15 protein-coding genes are annotated in these 14,669 nt (G+C 64.9%); 9 read left to right on the forward strand and 6 right to left on the reverse strand.

The window, feature by feature from the left end; genetic code table 11:
• The first annotated feature begins 144 nt into the window (after positions 1 to 144).
• Positions 145 to 333 (forward strand): hypothetical protein, encoded by a 189-nt coding sequence (locus ACSQ25_RS22870; protein WP_436107919.1) that lies wholly within the window; start codon positions 145 to 147, stop codon positions 331 to 333.
• 96 nt (positions 334 to 429) lie between these two features.
• Here the strand turns inward: ACSQ25_RS22870 and rpsJ are convergent, their stop codons facing one another.
• The 5 genes from rpsJ to rpsL form a co-directional block, all read right to left on the reverse strand.
• Positions 430 to 741 (reverse strand): 30S ribosomal protein S10, encoded by a 312-nt coding sequence (rpsJ, locus tag ACSQ25_RS22875; RefSeq protein WP_197065334.1) that lies wholly within the window; start codon positions 739 to 741, stop codon positions 430 to 432.
• 183 nt (positions 742 to 924) lie between these two features.
• Positions 925 to 2,115 (reverse strand): elongation factor Tu, encoded by a 1,191-nt coding sequence (gene tuf / locus ACSQ25_RS22880; RefSeq protein ID WP_436107920.1) that lies wholly within the window; start codon positions 2,113 to 2,115, stop codon positions 925 to 927.
• Between the two features lie 81 nt (positions 2,116 to 2,196).
• Entirely contained in the window at positions 2,197 to 4,302 is a 2,106-nt protein-coding gene (fusA, locus tag ACSQ25_RS22885) for an elongation factor G (protein WP_436107921.1), read from the reverse strand.
• A gap of 117 nt (positions 4,303 to 4,419) precedes the next feature.
• On the reverse strand, positions 4,420 to 4,890 hold the full coding sequence (rpsG, locus tag ACSQ25_RS22890) for a 30S ribosomal protein S7 (RefSeq protein ID WP_091877420.1): 471 nt from the start codon (positions 4,888 to 4,890) through the stop codon (positions 4,420 to 4,422).
• Positions 4,891 to 5,026: 136 nt separating this feature from the next.
• Positions 5,027 to 5,410, reverse strand: a complete 384-nt coding sequence (gene rpsL, locus ACSQ25_RS22895; RefSeq protein WP_036240557.1) for a 30S ribosomal protein S12 — start codon at positions 5,408 to 5,410, stop codon at positions 5,027 to 5,029.
• A gap of 475 nt (positions 5,411 to 5,885) precedes the next feature.
• On the opposite strand from rpsL, the gene ACSQ25_RS22900 reads away from it, so the two are divergent.
• The 8 genes from ACSQ25_RS22900 to ACSQ25_RS22935 are packed head-to-tail and all read left to right on the forward strand — an operon-like array spanning position 5,886 to position 12,991.
• Positions 5,886 to 6,647, forward strand: coding sequence for a GntR family transcriptional regulator (locus ACSQ25_RS22900; protein ID WP_436107922.1), 762 nt, complete (start codon positions 5,886 to 5,888; stop codon positions 6,645 to 6,647).
• A gap of 1 nt (position 6,648) precedes the next feature.
• Positions 6,649 to 8,382, forward strand: a complete 1,734-nt coding sequence (locus ACSQ25_RS22905) for a fumarate reductase/succinate dehydrogenase flavoprotein subunit (RefSeq protein ID WP_436107923.1) — start codon at positions 6,649 to 6,651, stop codon at positions 8,380 to 8,382.
• Between the two features lie 8 nt (positions 8,383 to 8,390).
• On the forward strand, positions 8,391 to 8,624 hold the full coding sequence (locus tag ACSQ25_RS22910; protein ID WP_209589799.1) for a 4Fe-4S dicluster domain-containing protein: 234 nt from the start codon (positions 8,391 to 8,393) through the stop codon (positions 8,622 to 8,624).
• Positions 8,625 to 8,640: 16 nt separating this feature from the next.
• Positions 8,641 to 10,044: an ABC transporter substrate-binding protein gene (locus ACSQ25_RS22915; protein WP_436107924.1), complete on the forward strand. Its 1,404-nt coding sequence runs from the start codon at positions 8,641 to 8,643 to the stop codon at positions 10,042 to 10,044.
• Positions 10,045 to 10,050: 6 nt separating this feature from the next.
• A complete protein-coding gene (locus ACSQ25_RS22920; protein WP_436107925.1) occupies positions 10,051 to 10,872 on the forward strand; it encodes an ABC transporter permease in 822 nt (273 codons plus the stop codon).
• Positions 10,869 to 11,738, forward strand: coding sequence for an ABC transporter ATP-binding protein (locus ACSQ25_RS22925; protein ID WP_436107926.1), 870 nt, complete (start codon positions 10,869 to 10,871; stop codon positions 11,736 to 11,738). The genes ACSQ25_RS22920 and ACSQ25_RS22925 overlap by 4 nt, the downstream gene beginning before the upstream one ends.
• Positions 11,739 to 11,747: 9 nt before the next feature.
• Positions 11,748 to 12,710, forward strand: a complete 963-nt coding sequence (locus tag ACSQ25_RS22930; protein WP_436107927.1) for a HEAT repeat domain-containing protein — start codon at positions 11,748 to 11,750, stop codon at positions 12,708 to 12,710.
• The gene (locus tag ACSQ25_RS22935; protein ID WP_436107928.1) at positions 12,707 to 12,991 is read left to right on the forward strand and encodes a DUF971 domain-containing protein; all 285 of its coding nucleotides are present in this window, start codon (positions 12,707 to 12,709) and stop codon (positions 12,989 to 12,991) included. The genes ACSQ25_RS22930 and ACSQ25_RS22935 overlap by 4 nt, the downstream gene beginning before the upstream one ends.
• Here ACSQ25_RS22935 and ACSQ25_RS22940 read toward each other — a convergent pair.
• The gene (locus tag ACSQ25_RS22940) at positions 12,913 to 14,547 is read right to left on the reverse strand and encodes a MutS-related protein (RefSeq protein WP_436107929.1); all 1,635 of its coding nucleotides are present in this window, start codon (positions 14,545 to 14,547) and stop codon (positions 12,913 to 12,915) included. The two genes, ACSQ25_RS22935 and ACSQ25_RS22940, sit on opposite strands and share 79 nt — an antisense overlap.
• Between the last annotated feature and the right edge of the window lie 122 nt (positions 14,548 to 14,669).

Raw genomic sequence — 14,669 nt, forward strand, 5'->3', positions numbered from 1 at the left:
CGTTCGTCTCATGGTTGTGATCACTTCGATTACAACATGGCGACGAGCCCGGGACAATGTGTGAGGCATAAAGCGCAGGCCTTGCGGCAGCACAAGCCGGCCGGCGAAAGCGCGCTCGACAATGGGCTTTTGCACGGAGCCCCTATGTCGAATTTCGATCATCTTCCAGACGATGCCACGCGCCTGACGCCTGCCAGCCTGCGCGCGCATTTCACCGGGCACCCGACCCTGATCGGCTGGATCGCCCGTTCCGTGCTGCTGGTGCTGCTGCTGGGCGGGGGGTTGGTCATGGGCACCCTGCTTGGGCCGGTGGTGTATGCACTCCTGAACTGAAGCCACAATGACAAAGGCCGGGAATCCTTGCGGATCCCCGGCCTTTGCTGCCGCGGCGGATCGCTCCGCCTGCGGCTCATCAGCTTAATACAGGTATTACTGCAGCTTGATTTCGACGTCGACGCCAGCCGGCAGGTCGAGCTTCATCAGTGCGTCAACGGTCTTGTCGGTCGGATCCACGATGTCCATCAGACGCTGGTGCGTACGGATTTCGAACTGGTCGCGCGAGGTCTTGTTGACGTGCGGCGAACGCAGGATGTCGAAACGCTGGATGCGGGTCGGCAGCGGGACCGGGCCCTTGACGACTGCGCCGGTGCGCTTGGCGGTATCCACGATTTCCAGGGCCGACTGGTCGATCAGCTTGTAGTCGAAGGCTTTCAGGCGGATGCGGATTTTTTGGTTCGACATGCTATTTCCTTTAAAAGAACGTTCCGGCACGTGGCCGGCAATGTGTGAAAGGTCCTACGGTACTGCTCAAGAGGCGGGAGTATAACATCCTTCCCTCTCATAAAGATGGGGGCAGACCAAAAAGTCTGCCCCCATCTGTTGTCAGGGCGGGACGAACCCGCCCTTAGATCAGGCTAACCGAAATTAGGCCAGGATCTTGGCAACCACGCCGGCGCCGACGGTACGGCCGCCTTCGCGGATTGCGAAGCGCAGACCTTCTTCCATCGCGATCGGAGCGATCAGCTTGACGGTGATCGACACGTTGTCGCCTGGCATGACCATTTCTTTGTCTGCCGGCAGCTCGATCGAACCGGTCACGTCAGTCGTACGGAAGTAGAACTGAGGACGGTAGTTGTTGAAGAACGGGGTGTGACGGCCGCCTTCGTCTTTCGACAGGACGTAGATCTCACCGGTGAAGTGGTTGTGCGGCTTGATCGAGCCCGGCTTGGCCAGAACCTGGCCACGCTGGACGTCTTCACGCTTGGTGCCGCGCAGCAGCAGGCCGACGTTGTCGCCAGCTTGACCCTGGTCCAGCAGCTTGCGGAACATTTCCACGCCGGTGCAGGTGGTCTTCACGGTGTCGATGATACCGACGATTTCGATTTCTTCGCCGACCTTGATGATGCCGCGCTCGACACGACCGGTCACCACGGTACCGCGGCCCGAGATCGAGAACACGTCTTCAACCGGCATCAGGAAGGCGCCGTCAACGGCACGTTCCGGGGTCGGGATGTAAGTGTCCAGGGCTTCAGCCAGACGGATGATGCAGTCTTCGCCCATTTCGCCCGGCTGGCCTTCCAGCGCCATACGTGCCGAACCCTTGATGATTGGCAGGTCGTCGCCTGGGAACTCGTACTTCGAGAGGAGCTCGCGGACTTCCATTTCGACCAGTTCCAGCAGTTCTGCGTCGTCGACCAGGTCGCACTTGTTCAGGAACACGATGATGTACGGAACGCCAACCTGACGCGCCAGCAGGATGTGCTCGCGGGTCTGTGGCATTGGGCCGTCAGCGGCCGAGCACACCAGGATCGCGCCGTCCATCTGCGCAGCACCGGTAATCATGTTCTTGATGTAGTCGGCGTGGCCTGGGCAGTCAACGTGTGCGTAGTGACGGTTTTCGGTTTCGTACTCGACGTGCGCGGTGTTGATGGTGATGCCGCGTGCTTTTTCTTCCGGAGCCGCGTCGATCTGGTCGTAGGCCTTGGCTTCGCCGCCGAACTTCTTCGACAGGACAGTTGCGATTGCAGCCGTCAGGGTGGTTTTGCCGTGGTCAACGTGACCGATGGTGCCGACGTTGACGTGCGGCTTGGTCCGTTCGAATTTACCTTTTGCCATTTTTAGATCTTCCTTTAAATGAACTGATTGTCTGTTTTTCTTGAAGGGGCAGGCCTCGCCTCCTGCCCCTGTATTACTGAATTACTTGGACTTCGCGGTGACGATGGCGTCGATCACGTGCTTCGGAGCTTCCGAATAGTGCTTGAATTCCATCGTGTAGGTCGCACGGCCCTGGGTCGCCGAACGCAGCGAGGTCGAGTAACCGAACATTTCCGACAGCGGGACTTCGGCCTTGATGATCTTGCCGCCGCCGCCCGGGATTTCGTCCATGCCCTGCACCATACCGCGGCGGGACGACAGGTCGCCCATCACGGAACCGGCGTAGTCTTCCGGCGTTTCCACTTCCACGGCCATCATCGGCTCGAGGATGACCGGCGATGCCTTACGGCAGCCGTCCTTGAATGCCATCGAACCTGCCATACGGAACGCGTTCTCGTTCGAGTCGACGTCGTGGTACGAACCGAAGGTCACGGTGACTTTCACGTCAACGACCGGATAGCCAGCCAGCACGCCGCTGGTCAGGGTCTCGCGCACACCCTTCTCGACTGCCGGGATGTATTCGCGAGGAATGACACCGCCCTTGATGGCGTCGACGAATTCGAAGCCCTTGCCCGGCTCTTGCGGCTCGATCGACAGGACAGCGTGGCCGTACTGGCCGCGACCGCCCGACTGCTTGACGAACTTGCCTTCGACGTCGGTGACTGCCTTGCGGATGGTCTCGCGGTAGGCAACCTGCGGCTTGCCGACGGTTGCTTCCACGCCGAATTCGCGCTTCATGCGGTCAACGATAATTTCCAGGTGCAGCTCGCCCATACCACCGATGATGGTCTGGCCCGATTCTTCGTCGGTACGCACGCGGAACGACGGGTCTTCCTGAGCCAGACGGTTCAGTGCCAGGCCCATCTTTTCCTGGTCAGCCTTGGTCTTCGGCTCGACTGCCTGCTGAATGACCGGCTCCGGGAACACCATCTTTTCCAGGGTGATGACAGCCGAAGGATCGCACAGGGTTTCGCCGGTGGTCGCTTCTTTCAGGCCGACTGCAGCGGCGATGTCGCCGGCGCGGACTTCCTTGATTTCTTCACGCTGGTTCGCGTGCATCTGCAGGATGCGGCCCAGACGTTCCTTCTTGCCCTTGACCGGGTTGTAGACGGTATCGCCCGAATTGACCATGCCCGAGTAGACGCGGAAGAAGATCAGCTGGCCGACGAACGGGTCGGTCATGATCTTGAATGCCAGCGCAGCGAATTTCTCGTTGTCGTCGGCCTTACGGGTGGTCGGCTGGTCATCTTCGTCGGTACCGGCGACTGGCGGAATGTCGACTGGCGACGGCAGGTATTCGATCACGGCGTCGAGCATCGCTTGCACGCCCTTGTTCTTGAACGCGGTGCCGCACATCATCGGGACGATTTCCGACGCGATGGTACGCTGGCGCAGGGCTTGCTTGATCTCTTCTTCCGACAGATCGCCTTCTTCCAGGTACTTGTTCATCAGCTCTTCCGACGCTTCAGCAGCGGTCTCGACCAGCTTTTCACGCCATTCGTTGGCTTGATCAACCAGTTCCGCCGGGATGTCGCGGTAGTCGAACTTCATGCCCTGCGAAGCGTCGTCCCAGATGATTGCTTTCATCTTGACCAGGTCGACCACGCCCAGGAAGTTCTCTTCCGCGCCGATCGGGATCTGCAGCGGAATCGGGTTTGCCTTCAGGCGAGCGCGCATCTGCTCGTAGACCTTGAAGAAGTTCGCACCGGTACGGTCCATCTTGTTGACGAAGGCCAGACGCGGGACTTTGTACTTGTTAGCCTGACGCCACACGGTTTCCGACTGTGGCTGCACGCCGCCGACTGCGCAGTAGACCATGCAGGCGCCATCCAGCACGCGCATCGAGCGCTCGACTTCAATGGTGAAGTCGACGTGGCCCGGGGTGTCGATGATGTTGATGTGGTGCGGCTCGAAGTTGTTGGCCATACCCTTCCAGAAGCAGGTCGTCGCTGCCGAGGTAATGGTAATGCCGCGTTCCTGCTCCTGCTCCATCCAGTCCATCGTCGCAGCGCCATCGTGCACTTCGCCGATCTTGTGGTTCACGCCCGTGTAGAACAGAACGCGTTCGGTGGTGGTCGTCTTACCAGCATCGATGTGAGCGGAAATACCGATATTGCGGTAGCGCTCAATGGGGGTCTTGCGTGCCATAATTTTTCCTAAATCTTTGAATGGACAAAACCGGGCGGCATCTTGGTGTCAAAATGTGCCCGGCCTGAACAACAGATACTGCTTTGGCCGCGCCCCCTGGAGGGTCTGGCCATGTGCTTAGAAGCGGAAGTGCGAGAACGCCTTGTTCGCTTCTGCCATGCGGTGAACTTCGTCACGACGCTTCATCGCGCCGCCGCGCATTTCTGCGGCTTCCATCAGTTCACCACCGAGGCGTTGTGGCATGGATTTTTCGCTGCGCTTGTTTGCGGCTTCGCGCAACCAACGCATGGACAGCGCCATACGACGAACCGGACGAACTTCCACTGGCACCTGGTAGTTGGCGCCGCCGACACGGCGGGACTTGACTTCCACCAGCGGCTTGGCGTTGTTGATCGCGGCCACGAACACTTCCAGCGGGTCTTTGCCCGACTTGGTCTGGATGTATTCGAACGCACCGTAGATGATGTTTTCAGCGACCGATTTCTTACCGGACAGCATCAGAACGTTGACGAACTTGGCGACATCGGTGTTGCCGAATTTTGGATCCGGCAGGATTTCGCGCTTGGGTACTTCACGACGACGTGGCATTTCAATTCCTTCCTATCTTCAGTTGAGTGCGGGATCCGCACTCGCGAAAGACCCTCATGATCTTTCACTTACTCGGCCTTCCGGCCGGCTCAACTTAACTTTTTAATGTGACCTGTATGTGACAGGGCGTGGAGAATTACTTCTTCGCAGCCTTGGCACGCTTGGCGCCGTACTTCGAACGCGCCTGCTTACGGTCTTTCACGCCCTGGGTATCCAGTGCGCCGCGGACCATGTGGTAACGCACACCCGGCAAGTCTTTCACACGGCCGCCGCGGATCAGGACGACGCTGTGCTCTTGCAGGTTGTGGCCTTCACCGCCGATGTACGAAATGACTTCGAAACCGTTGGTCAGGCGAACTTTAGCGACCTTACGCAGTGCCGAGTTCGGCTTCTTCGGGGTCGTGGTGTAGACACGGGTGCAAACGCCGCGCTTCTGCGGGCAGTTTTCCAGTGCCGGGGACTTGCTCTTCACAACCGCGGCTTCACGCGGCTTGCGAATCAGTTGATTGATGGTTGGCATCGTTCAAAAATCCAACAAAATTACTACGTTGATGACCCGGGCCTGTCTTTCCTTGGCCCGGGGACTGAAACCTAGTCCCGGATCGAACTGGACAACGGAGGCGACGAAAGCCACTCACCGAAGGAGCGGCTGCGAATGCGTATACGATGTGCAGAATAAATTCGAGAACTCGCGAGTATAGACCCGATGTGCAAGTGGGTCAACCGCTTTGCCGGTCGGCCGGCCCGGCGGGCCGGGTAAACCGTGGTTTACCCTATGAATGTGGCAAGGCTGCTACAAAATCACGCAAATCATTTCTAGGCGGCTCTATATATAGGTAGCGGCGCAGCTCATCCGTCGCATATCGATATTCGCATGCCGCCTCAGGCGTTTTCCGCATGGTCTAGCGCGAAGAGATTCGTTCCCTTCGCCCGGCCTCGACCATACCATTCTTGCAAGATCATTACCTGTCATGACAGGCCAGCGAGACTTGCACATGCCTTCTTTCCGCGCCCTTGAACCCTCCCCGCTGCCGCTGTATTCCCAGGTGCGCCAGCGCCTGCGCGAACGCATCCTCGACGGCACCTACGGCCGCGACGCGCGCCTGCCGGCCGAGAGCGAGATGGGCGCCATCTTCGGCGTCAGCCGCATCACGGTGCGCCAGGCGCTCGGCGACCTGCAGAAGGAAGGCCTGATCGTCAAGGTCGCCGGCAAGGGCAGTTTCGTGGCCGGGCCGCGTCCGAGCCAGGACCTGGGCCGGCTGGAAGGCTTCGGCGAGGCGATGTCGCGCAAGGGCCACCGCATCGTCAACCGGGTGCTGTCGCACCTGGAATTGCCGGCATCCCCGGCGGTAGCGGCCCGGCTCGGGACCGGCGCCGGCGAACCGGTCGCCGAGCTGCGCCGCGTGCGCTTCCTCGACCGGCAGCCGGTCTCGTACGAAGTCAGCTACCTGCCTGCGGCCCTGGGCCGGCGCCTGCGCGGCGAGAACCTGGCCGAGCGCGACATCTTCCTGATCCTCGAAGGCGACTACGGCATCGCGCTGGGCCATGCCGACATCCAGATCGGCGCCGTCAATGCCGATCCGGCGCTGGCCGCGGCGCTGACGGTGGAACCCGGAACCGCCCTGCTGCGCATCGAACGCCTGACCTGCGCGCCGGACGGCACCCCGCTCGACTTCGAATACCTGTACGTGCGCGGCGAAGCCTTCCAGTACGCACTGCGCCTGGCGCGCCACCCCTCACCCTCTCAAGGAAGCTGATATGCAAACCCATGTGCAAACTGTCGACGTGCTCGTCATCGGCGGCGGCACCGCCGGCCCGATGGCGGCCGCCAAGGCCAAGGAAGCCGACCCTGGCTTGCGCGTCCTGCTGCTGGAAAAAGCCAACGTCAAGCGCAGCGGCGCCATCTCGATGGGCATGGATGGCCTGAACAACGCCGTCGTGCCGGGCTTCGCCACACCCGAGCAGTACGTCAAGGAGATCACCATCGCCAACGACGGCATCGTCGACCAGAGCACCGTGATGACCTATGCCCGCAACAGCTACGCGATGATCGAAGAGCTGGACAGCTGGGGCGTGAAGTTCGAGAAGGACGAAACCGGCGACTACGCGATGCGCAAGGTGCACCACATGGGCACCTACGTGCTGCCGATGCCGGAAGGGCACGACATCAAGAAGGTGCTGTACCGGCGCCTGAAGCGCGCGCGGGTCGAGATCACCAACCGCCTGGTCGCCACCCGCCTGCTCACGGCGGAAGACGGCGCGGTGGCCGGGGCGATGGCCTTCGACTGCCGCAGCGGCGACTTCCACGTGATCCGCGCCAAGTCCGTGGTGCTGGCCACGGGTGCCGCCGGCCGTTTGGGACTGCCCGCCTCGGGCTACCTGTTCGGCACCTACGAAAACCCGACCAATGCCGGTGACGGCTACAGCATGGCCTACCACGCGGGCGCCGAGCTGTCGGGCATCGAATGCTTCCAGATCAATCCCCTGATCAAGGACTACAACGGCCCCGCCTGCGCCTACGTCACCGGTCCTTTCGGCGGCCACACGACCAACGGCAAGGGCGAGCGCTTCATCGAGTGCGACTACTGGAGCGGGCAGATGATGCAGGAGTTCTACAACGAGCTCCAGGGCGGCAACGGCCCGGTGTTCCTGAAGATGAATCACCTGGCCGAGGAAACCATCCAGACCATCGAGACCATCCTGCACACCAACGAGCGCCCCAGCCGCGGGCGCTTCCACGCCGGCCGCGGGCTCGATTACCGCAGCCAGATGGTCGAGATGCACATCTCGGAGATCGGCCTGTGCAGCGGCCACTCGGCTTCCGGCGTCTGGGTCGACGCCCAGGCCCGCACCACCGTCGCCGGCCTGCACGCCGCCGGCGACCTGGCCTGCGTGCCGCACAACTACATGCTGGGCGCCTTCGTCTACGGCCGCCTGGCGGGCGAAAGCGCGGCGCGCTACTGCGCGGAGAACGCCCTGCCCGCACTCGACGATGCCCAGGTCGAGCGCGAGCGCGCCCGCGTGTGGGCGCCCTTGCAACGCGAGGACGGCCTGCCGCCCGCCCAGGTGGAATACAAGCTGCGGCGCATGGTCAACGACTACCTGCAGCCGCCCAAGGTCACGCGCAAGATGGAGATCGGCCTGCAGCGCTTCGAGGCCATCGGCCAGGACCTGGAGCGCCTGCAGGCACGCAACCCGCACGAGCTGATGCGGGCCATGGAAGTGCACGCGATCCGCGACTGCGCCGAGATGGCGGCGCGCGCCTCCCTGTACCGCACCGAGAGCCGCTGGGGCCTGTACCACAACCGGGTCGACTACCCGGAGCGCAACGATGCCGAGTGGTTCGTCCACGTCCAGCTGCAGAAGCAGAACGGCCGCATGGCCTGCTTCAAGCGCCCGGTCGCGCCCTACATCGTGCCGCTCGACGCCGCCGAGAAGGACGTCTACCGGCGCCTGCGGGTGCAGCCGGAAGCCCATTTGAACGCCGCCTGAGGACCACCATGCCGACCACCATCAACATCACCAGCGTCCCCGTCACCGTGGACGAGGACAAATGCATCGCCCACAAGGGCTGCACCGTCTGCGTCGACGTCTGCCCGCTCGACGTGCTCGCGATCGACTTCAGCAAGGGCAAGGCCTACATGAAGTTCGACGAATGCTGGTACTGCATGCCCTGCGAAAAAGACTGCCCGACCGGCGCCGTGCACGTCGATATCCCCTACCTCTTGCGCTAACCAAGGAGAACAACAGATGAAGCTGCACCACACACTGATCGGCCTGTCGCTGCTGCTGGCGCTGGGCAGCGCCCAGTCCGCGGAAACCATCCGGGTTGCCATCGGCACCCAGGACACGACCATCAACTGCGCCACCGGCGGCTTGCTGATCCGCGAGCTCGGCCTGCTGGAAAAATACCTGCCGCGCGCCGGCAAGTACAAGGACGTGAAATACGACATCCAGTGGAAGAACTTCACCTCCGGCGCCCCATTGACCAACGAGATGGTGGCCGGCAAGCTGGACATCGGCGCGATGGCCGACTTCCCCGGCTCCTTCAACGGCGCGGCCCATGCCAAGGCCGGCAAGCAGAGCCTCTTCATCAGCGTCCTGTCGGGCAGCACCCTTGGTTCGGGCAACGGCATCGTGGTGCCGAAGGCCTCCGGCGTGCAGTCGCTGGCGGAACTGAAGGGCAAGACCATCTCGGTGCCGTTCGCCTCCACCGCCCACGGCATGCTGCTGCGCGCCGTCAAGGCCCAGGGCTGGGACCCGGAACGCGACGTCAACATCACCACCCAGGCCCCGGAAGTGGCCGGATCCGCCCTGCAAAGCAACAAGGTCGAAGCCCACGCCGACTTCGTGCCCTTCGCCGAGCTGTTCCCGCACCGCGGCTTCGCCCGCAAGATCTTCGACGGCTCCCAGGCCAAGGCGCCGACCCTGCACGGCAGCCTGGTCGATGCCGCCTACGCGAAGAAATACCCCGAAGTCGTGACCGCCTACCTGCGCGCCGCGCTGGAAGCCGACCGCCTGATCGCGGCCGAACCGGAGAAGTACAGTGAATTGATCGCCAAGGTGACCGGCATCGAGGCCGAGGTCAACTACCTGTTCCACGGCCCGCTGGGGCTGCAGACGCGCGACTTCAGCTGGAAGCCGGAGTACCGCCAGGCGGTCAAGACCTCGATCGAGACCCTGCGCCTGCTCAAGCGCACCGACAGCGACATCGACGCCGCCAGCTTCATCGACGACAGCTACATCCGCGCCGCCTACAAGCAGGCCGGTCTCGATTACGAGCGCCAGCTGAAGAACTACGCCAAGCTGCCGCTCAAGGCGAAGGATGCGGCCACCGGCAAGCCGATCGCGGACGTGAAGCGCCTGACCCAGATCTGGGTGCAGGGCGAAGCGCTGGTGCGCCATTACGCCAGCGCCGATACCGCCTTCGCCGAACTGCGCAAGCTCGAGGCCTCCGGCAAGAAGCTGCGGTCCGTCTACGCCCACGACCAGCTGAGCGGCCTGAAGCTGCTGGCGGGCGATGCCTGGTTCGTCGTCAAGGGCAAGGAGATCAGCGCCTTCCTGCTGAAGGCCGATGCCGAGGCCTATGCCCGCCAGCACCAGGGCAAGGTGCTCGACTTCGACGCGCTCAAGGCCGGCCAGGTCGCGGCCTGATCCCGTATGGACGCGCTCACTTCCTCCCCCTTCGATCCCGCCGCGCTGCGCCGGCTGGGACGCCTGCTGCTGCGCGTGCTGTCGGTGCTGGCCTGCGTCGCGGCCTGGCAGTGGGCGTCGACGCGGCACGCCGACCTGGGCCTGCTCACCTTCCAGAACGTGCCCGCGCCGGGCGAGGTGCTGGAGGCCGCCCGCGCCCTGCTGGAATCGCCCAGGCTGGAGCAGCACCTCAAGGCCAGCGTCTGGCGCGTGTTCGCCGGCTTCGCGGCGGCAGCCGCCGCCGGCATCGCGCTGGGCCTCGTCATCGGCCGCTCGCGCCTGCTGGAAGACCTGTTGCTGCCGCCGCTGGAAGTGCTGCGCCCGATTCCCGCGGTGGCCTGGATCCCGCTGGCGATCCTGATGTTCCCATCCTCCGAGATGTCGATGGTCTACATCACCTTCATCGGCGCGCTGTTCCCGATCCTGCTCAACACCATCCACGGCGTGGAAGGGGTCGATCCGCGCCTGGTCGCGTCCGCGCGCAGCCTGGGCGCGGGCCGCTGGACCATCTTCACCGAGGTGATCCTGCCGGCCGCCGCGCCCAGCATCGTCACTGGCCTGTCGATCGGCATGGGCACGGCCTGGTTCTGCCTGGTGACGGCCGAGATGATCTCGGGCCAGTTCGGGATCGGCTACTACACCTGGGCCTCGTACACGATCCAGAACTATCCGGAAATCGTGGTCGGCATGCTGTTCATCGGGGTGATCGGCATGGGCAGCAGCGTACTGGTGAGAAAAATCGGCAACCTGTTCCTCCCGTGGTACCTCATGCAAAGGACAAAGCGATGAACCAGAGCTCGACCCTGGAACACAGCCGCCTCGCGCCCGCCGCCGCCGGCGGGATCGAGATCGACGATCTCGCGATCCGCCTGGGCGAAGGACGCCAGGCCTTCGACGCGGTACAGGACATCTCGCTGACGATCGCGCCCGGCGAATTCGTGTGCGTGCTCGGCCCCTCCGGCTGCGGCAAGTCCACCCTGCTCGGTGCGCTGGCCGGCCACTGGACGCCCAGCCGCGGCGCCATCCGCGTCGACGGCAAGGCGGTTGAGGGACCCCATCCGGACCGCGGCCTGGTGTTCCAGCACCACACGCTGTTCCCGTGGAAGCGCGTCCTCGACAATGTCGCCTTCGGCCTCAAGATGCAGGGCGTGGGGCGGCGCGAGCGGCACCGGCGCGCCCGCGAGCTGCTGCAGCTGGTGGGACTGGAAGGCTTCGGCGACCGTTATCCCATCCAGCTGTCGGGCGGCATGCAGCAGCGTGTCGAGATCGCGCGCGTCCTGATCAACCAGCCGCGCGTGATGCTAATGGACGAGCCCTTCGGCGCACTCGACGCCCAGACCCGGCTCAAGATGCAGGAACTGCTGCTCGAGGTCTGGGCGCGGGTGCGCACCACGGTCGTGTTCATCACCCACGACATCGACGAAGCCCTGTTCCTGGCCGACCGCATCCTGGTGATGAGCCCGCGTCCGGGCCGCATCATCGACGAGATCCGGCTCGACTTCGCGCGCCCGCGCCATCCCGACCTCATGACTTCCGCGCACTTCACCCGGCTCAAGCGCCACTGCCTGTCGCTGCTGCATCCCCAGGCCAGCGTCAATCCGCTGGCGCGGCTCAGCGCCCTCGGGCCGCAGGCCGCTGCCCACTCCCACGCATAAGGATTATTCGTGACTATCGATCTTCATGACGACCCCGACATCGCCGCCATCGTGCCGCGCCTGCGGGACCCGGACGCCACCGTACGCCGGATCGCCGTGCTCGACCTGGCGGACCTGGACGGGGACGCCCATGTGCCGCTGCTGGTCGAGGCGCTTGGCGACACGTCGAACCAGGTGCGCCTGGAAGCCGCCCGTGCACTGGAAGCCTTCGAGGCGCCCGCCACGGTGCAGGCCCTGGCGCGCCTGCTGCTGGATGCCGACGACGCGGTGCGCGCAGCCGCGGCCCAGGGCCTGTCCGAACTCAAGCAGCCGGCATCGGCCGCCCACCTGGTCGGCTACATCGCCAGCGGCGACAGCTTCGTGCGCGCCGCCGCCCTGCGCGGGGTGCGCGAGCTGCGCGTGGCCGAGAGCTTTGCGCCGGCCCTGGCGGCGCTCGACGATGCCGATGCCCTGGTACGGCGCGAAGCGGTCGCGGTGCTCGGCTACCTCAAGCGCCCGGACGCCCTGCCGGCCCTGATGCGCCTGGCGAGCCAGGACCCGGCGCCGGAAGTGCGCCGCGCCGCCGCGGGCGCGCTCGGCTATGCCGACACGGGCGCCGTCCTGCCTGCGCTGCTGGCGGGGTTGAACGACGCTGCCTGGCAGGTCCGCGAGGAAGCAGCCAGCACGCTCGGCAAGCTGCGCCTGGCACAGACGCCCGCCGCCCTGGTCGCCGCGCTCGACGACCCCTACTGGCAGGTGCGCTTGCGTGCCGCACGCAGCCTCGGGCGCCTGCGCAGCCGCGAGGCCCTGCCCGGTCTGCTCGCCGCCCTCGAACACAGCATCAGCAACCTGCGCAAGGAAGCGGCACTGGCGCTGGGCGAGATCGGCTCGCCGGACGCGCTCGGGGCCCTGCATGCCGCCGCCGGCGATCCCGATCCGGAAGTGCGCAAGTCGGCGCGCCTGGCGATCCAGCAGATCGGGCAGGCCGCATGAGGGCCTTGCCCGAAGCGATCGAGAACCACGCATTGGAGGGCGTGCTGGCGCTGCGCTGGCCCGACGGCAGCGTGCTGCGCTGGACCCACGGGGAGTTGCGTGCGGCCTGTCCCTGCGCCGAATGCCGGGCGCGGCGCCGCGCCGGACTGGCCGTCGGGGCGGCCGCCGGCCTGCGGATCGCGGCCATCGAAGCGGTCGGCGCCTACGCGCTCAACCTGGCCTTCGACGACGGCCACGGGCGCGGCATTTTTCCGTTCTCGATGCTCGCGCGGTCGGACTGAAGCGCTGCGCCAGGTGTGGCCAGGTGGCTGCTCAGCCAGCGCGCCACCTCGGCCGCCCGCTCCTCGATCCGGGCGCCGAAGCCCTGGGTCGCCAGCAGCGCGATGCCGTTCGGCTCGCGCAATACGCCCGGCTGCAAGACCGGGCAGCCGCCCGCCGTATCGATGCGGAAGGGTTCGAGCTCGCCGGCCAGAATACGCGCCAGCACCAGGTTATGCGACGACACCAGCACCAGGTCGCGTTCGCACAGGGTTTCCAGCACCGCGCTGGCGGCCGACACCGATTCCAGATGGTTGGTGCCGCGGAAGACCTCGTCGATCAGGCAGATCCCCGCTGGCTCCCCGCTGGACGCCAGGAGTTCGCGTGCCCGGCGCAGCTCAGACATATATAAGCTCTCGCCGCCCAGCAGCGAATCCTCGTTCTGCATGCTGGCGCGGACCGGCGCTGCCGGCAAGCGCGCCTGCCGCGCGTAGCAGAAGCCGAAGGCGCGCGCCGCGACCAGGTTCAGGCCCACCATGCGCAGGAAGGTGCTCTTGCCGGACGCGTTCTGCCCAGAGATGAAGGCGCCCTGCCCGTCCAGGGCCAGCGACAGCGGGCTCGGGGCGTCCATCAGCGGATGCACGCCGCCCTCCAGTTCCAGCGTGCGCGGTCCACTGCGCTCGGCCCAGCACCAATGTTCCTGCCGGCGCAGGTGGCGGGCCAACGCCACGTCGGCTTCCAGCCCGGCGCTGCGCAGGTAGCAGGCGCGCAGGAAGTCCCGCGCCCGGTGTACGGCGCGGGTGGTTTTCCAGTAATGACTGATGTTATAGGCGCCGAACCAGTTGGCGTAGGCCATAGCGGCCGGGATCATGCGCAGCGCCAGCGAGTGTCCGATCCGTTTGTGCAGGCGCGCCGCTTCCGAACGCGCTTCGACGAAGGGCTCCAGCAGCGGGCCGCCCAGTTCCGCCAACGCGTGGCTGCCGGCCAGCAGCGCGTTCAGGCTGCCCAGTGTGTTGTTCCACGACTCGAGGCGGCGGTGGTAGCTGACCTGCAGCGCCATCAGCGGGGCCAGCGCGGCGAGCGTCGCCATCCAGCCCAGCGGCTGGGTCGCCAGCAGGCCGAGCGACAGCAGGAGCATGAGCGGCAGCACCCAGAGGAAGCGGCTCCAGGCCGGCGGCTGGGGCAGTTCTTCGCTGAACAGCAGGCCCGCAAGCTCGGTCCCGGCGTAGCGCAGCAGGCGCAGGGCCGTGGTCAGCGCATCCACGCGGCCCGGGTCGGCCAGCAGGGCGCGCAGGCGCTGCGTCAATGCCGCACAGTCGGCATCCTGCAAGCCGGCACGCAGGCGGCGATGCAGCATCTGGCGACCGAAGATGCTGGTGTCCTGCGCCAGCCGTTCTTCCCAGGATTCCAGCAGCAGGTCGTGCCAGGTCTGGTCGTCGAGCGCGCTGCGCGCGTCTCGGTCCGTGCGGTGCAGGCGGCCGATTTCCTCGGGCGTGAAAAAGGGGGACGGCGGTTCCCGGTCGGCTGGATGGAAGAAGTCGGAGACAGAGCGGCGAAGCGAAGCGAGTAAGGCAGGCATCCGTCGATCTTAACAGCGTGTTTACATTCCAATGTTCAAGCATTGTCACGCAGCGGCGCCACCCGGGTGTCCGGCCAACTGTCCGCAGCGCGTATTGACGGACACCGCGGACACCGGACACT

It is taken from the genome of Massilia sp. LjRoot122, assembly GCF_964252725.1.
Taxonomy (GTDB): domain Bacteria; phylum Pseudomonadota; class Gammaproteobacteria; order Burkholderiales; family Burkholderiaceae_D; genus Telluria.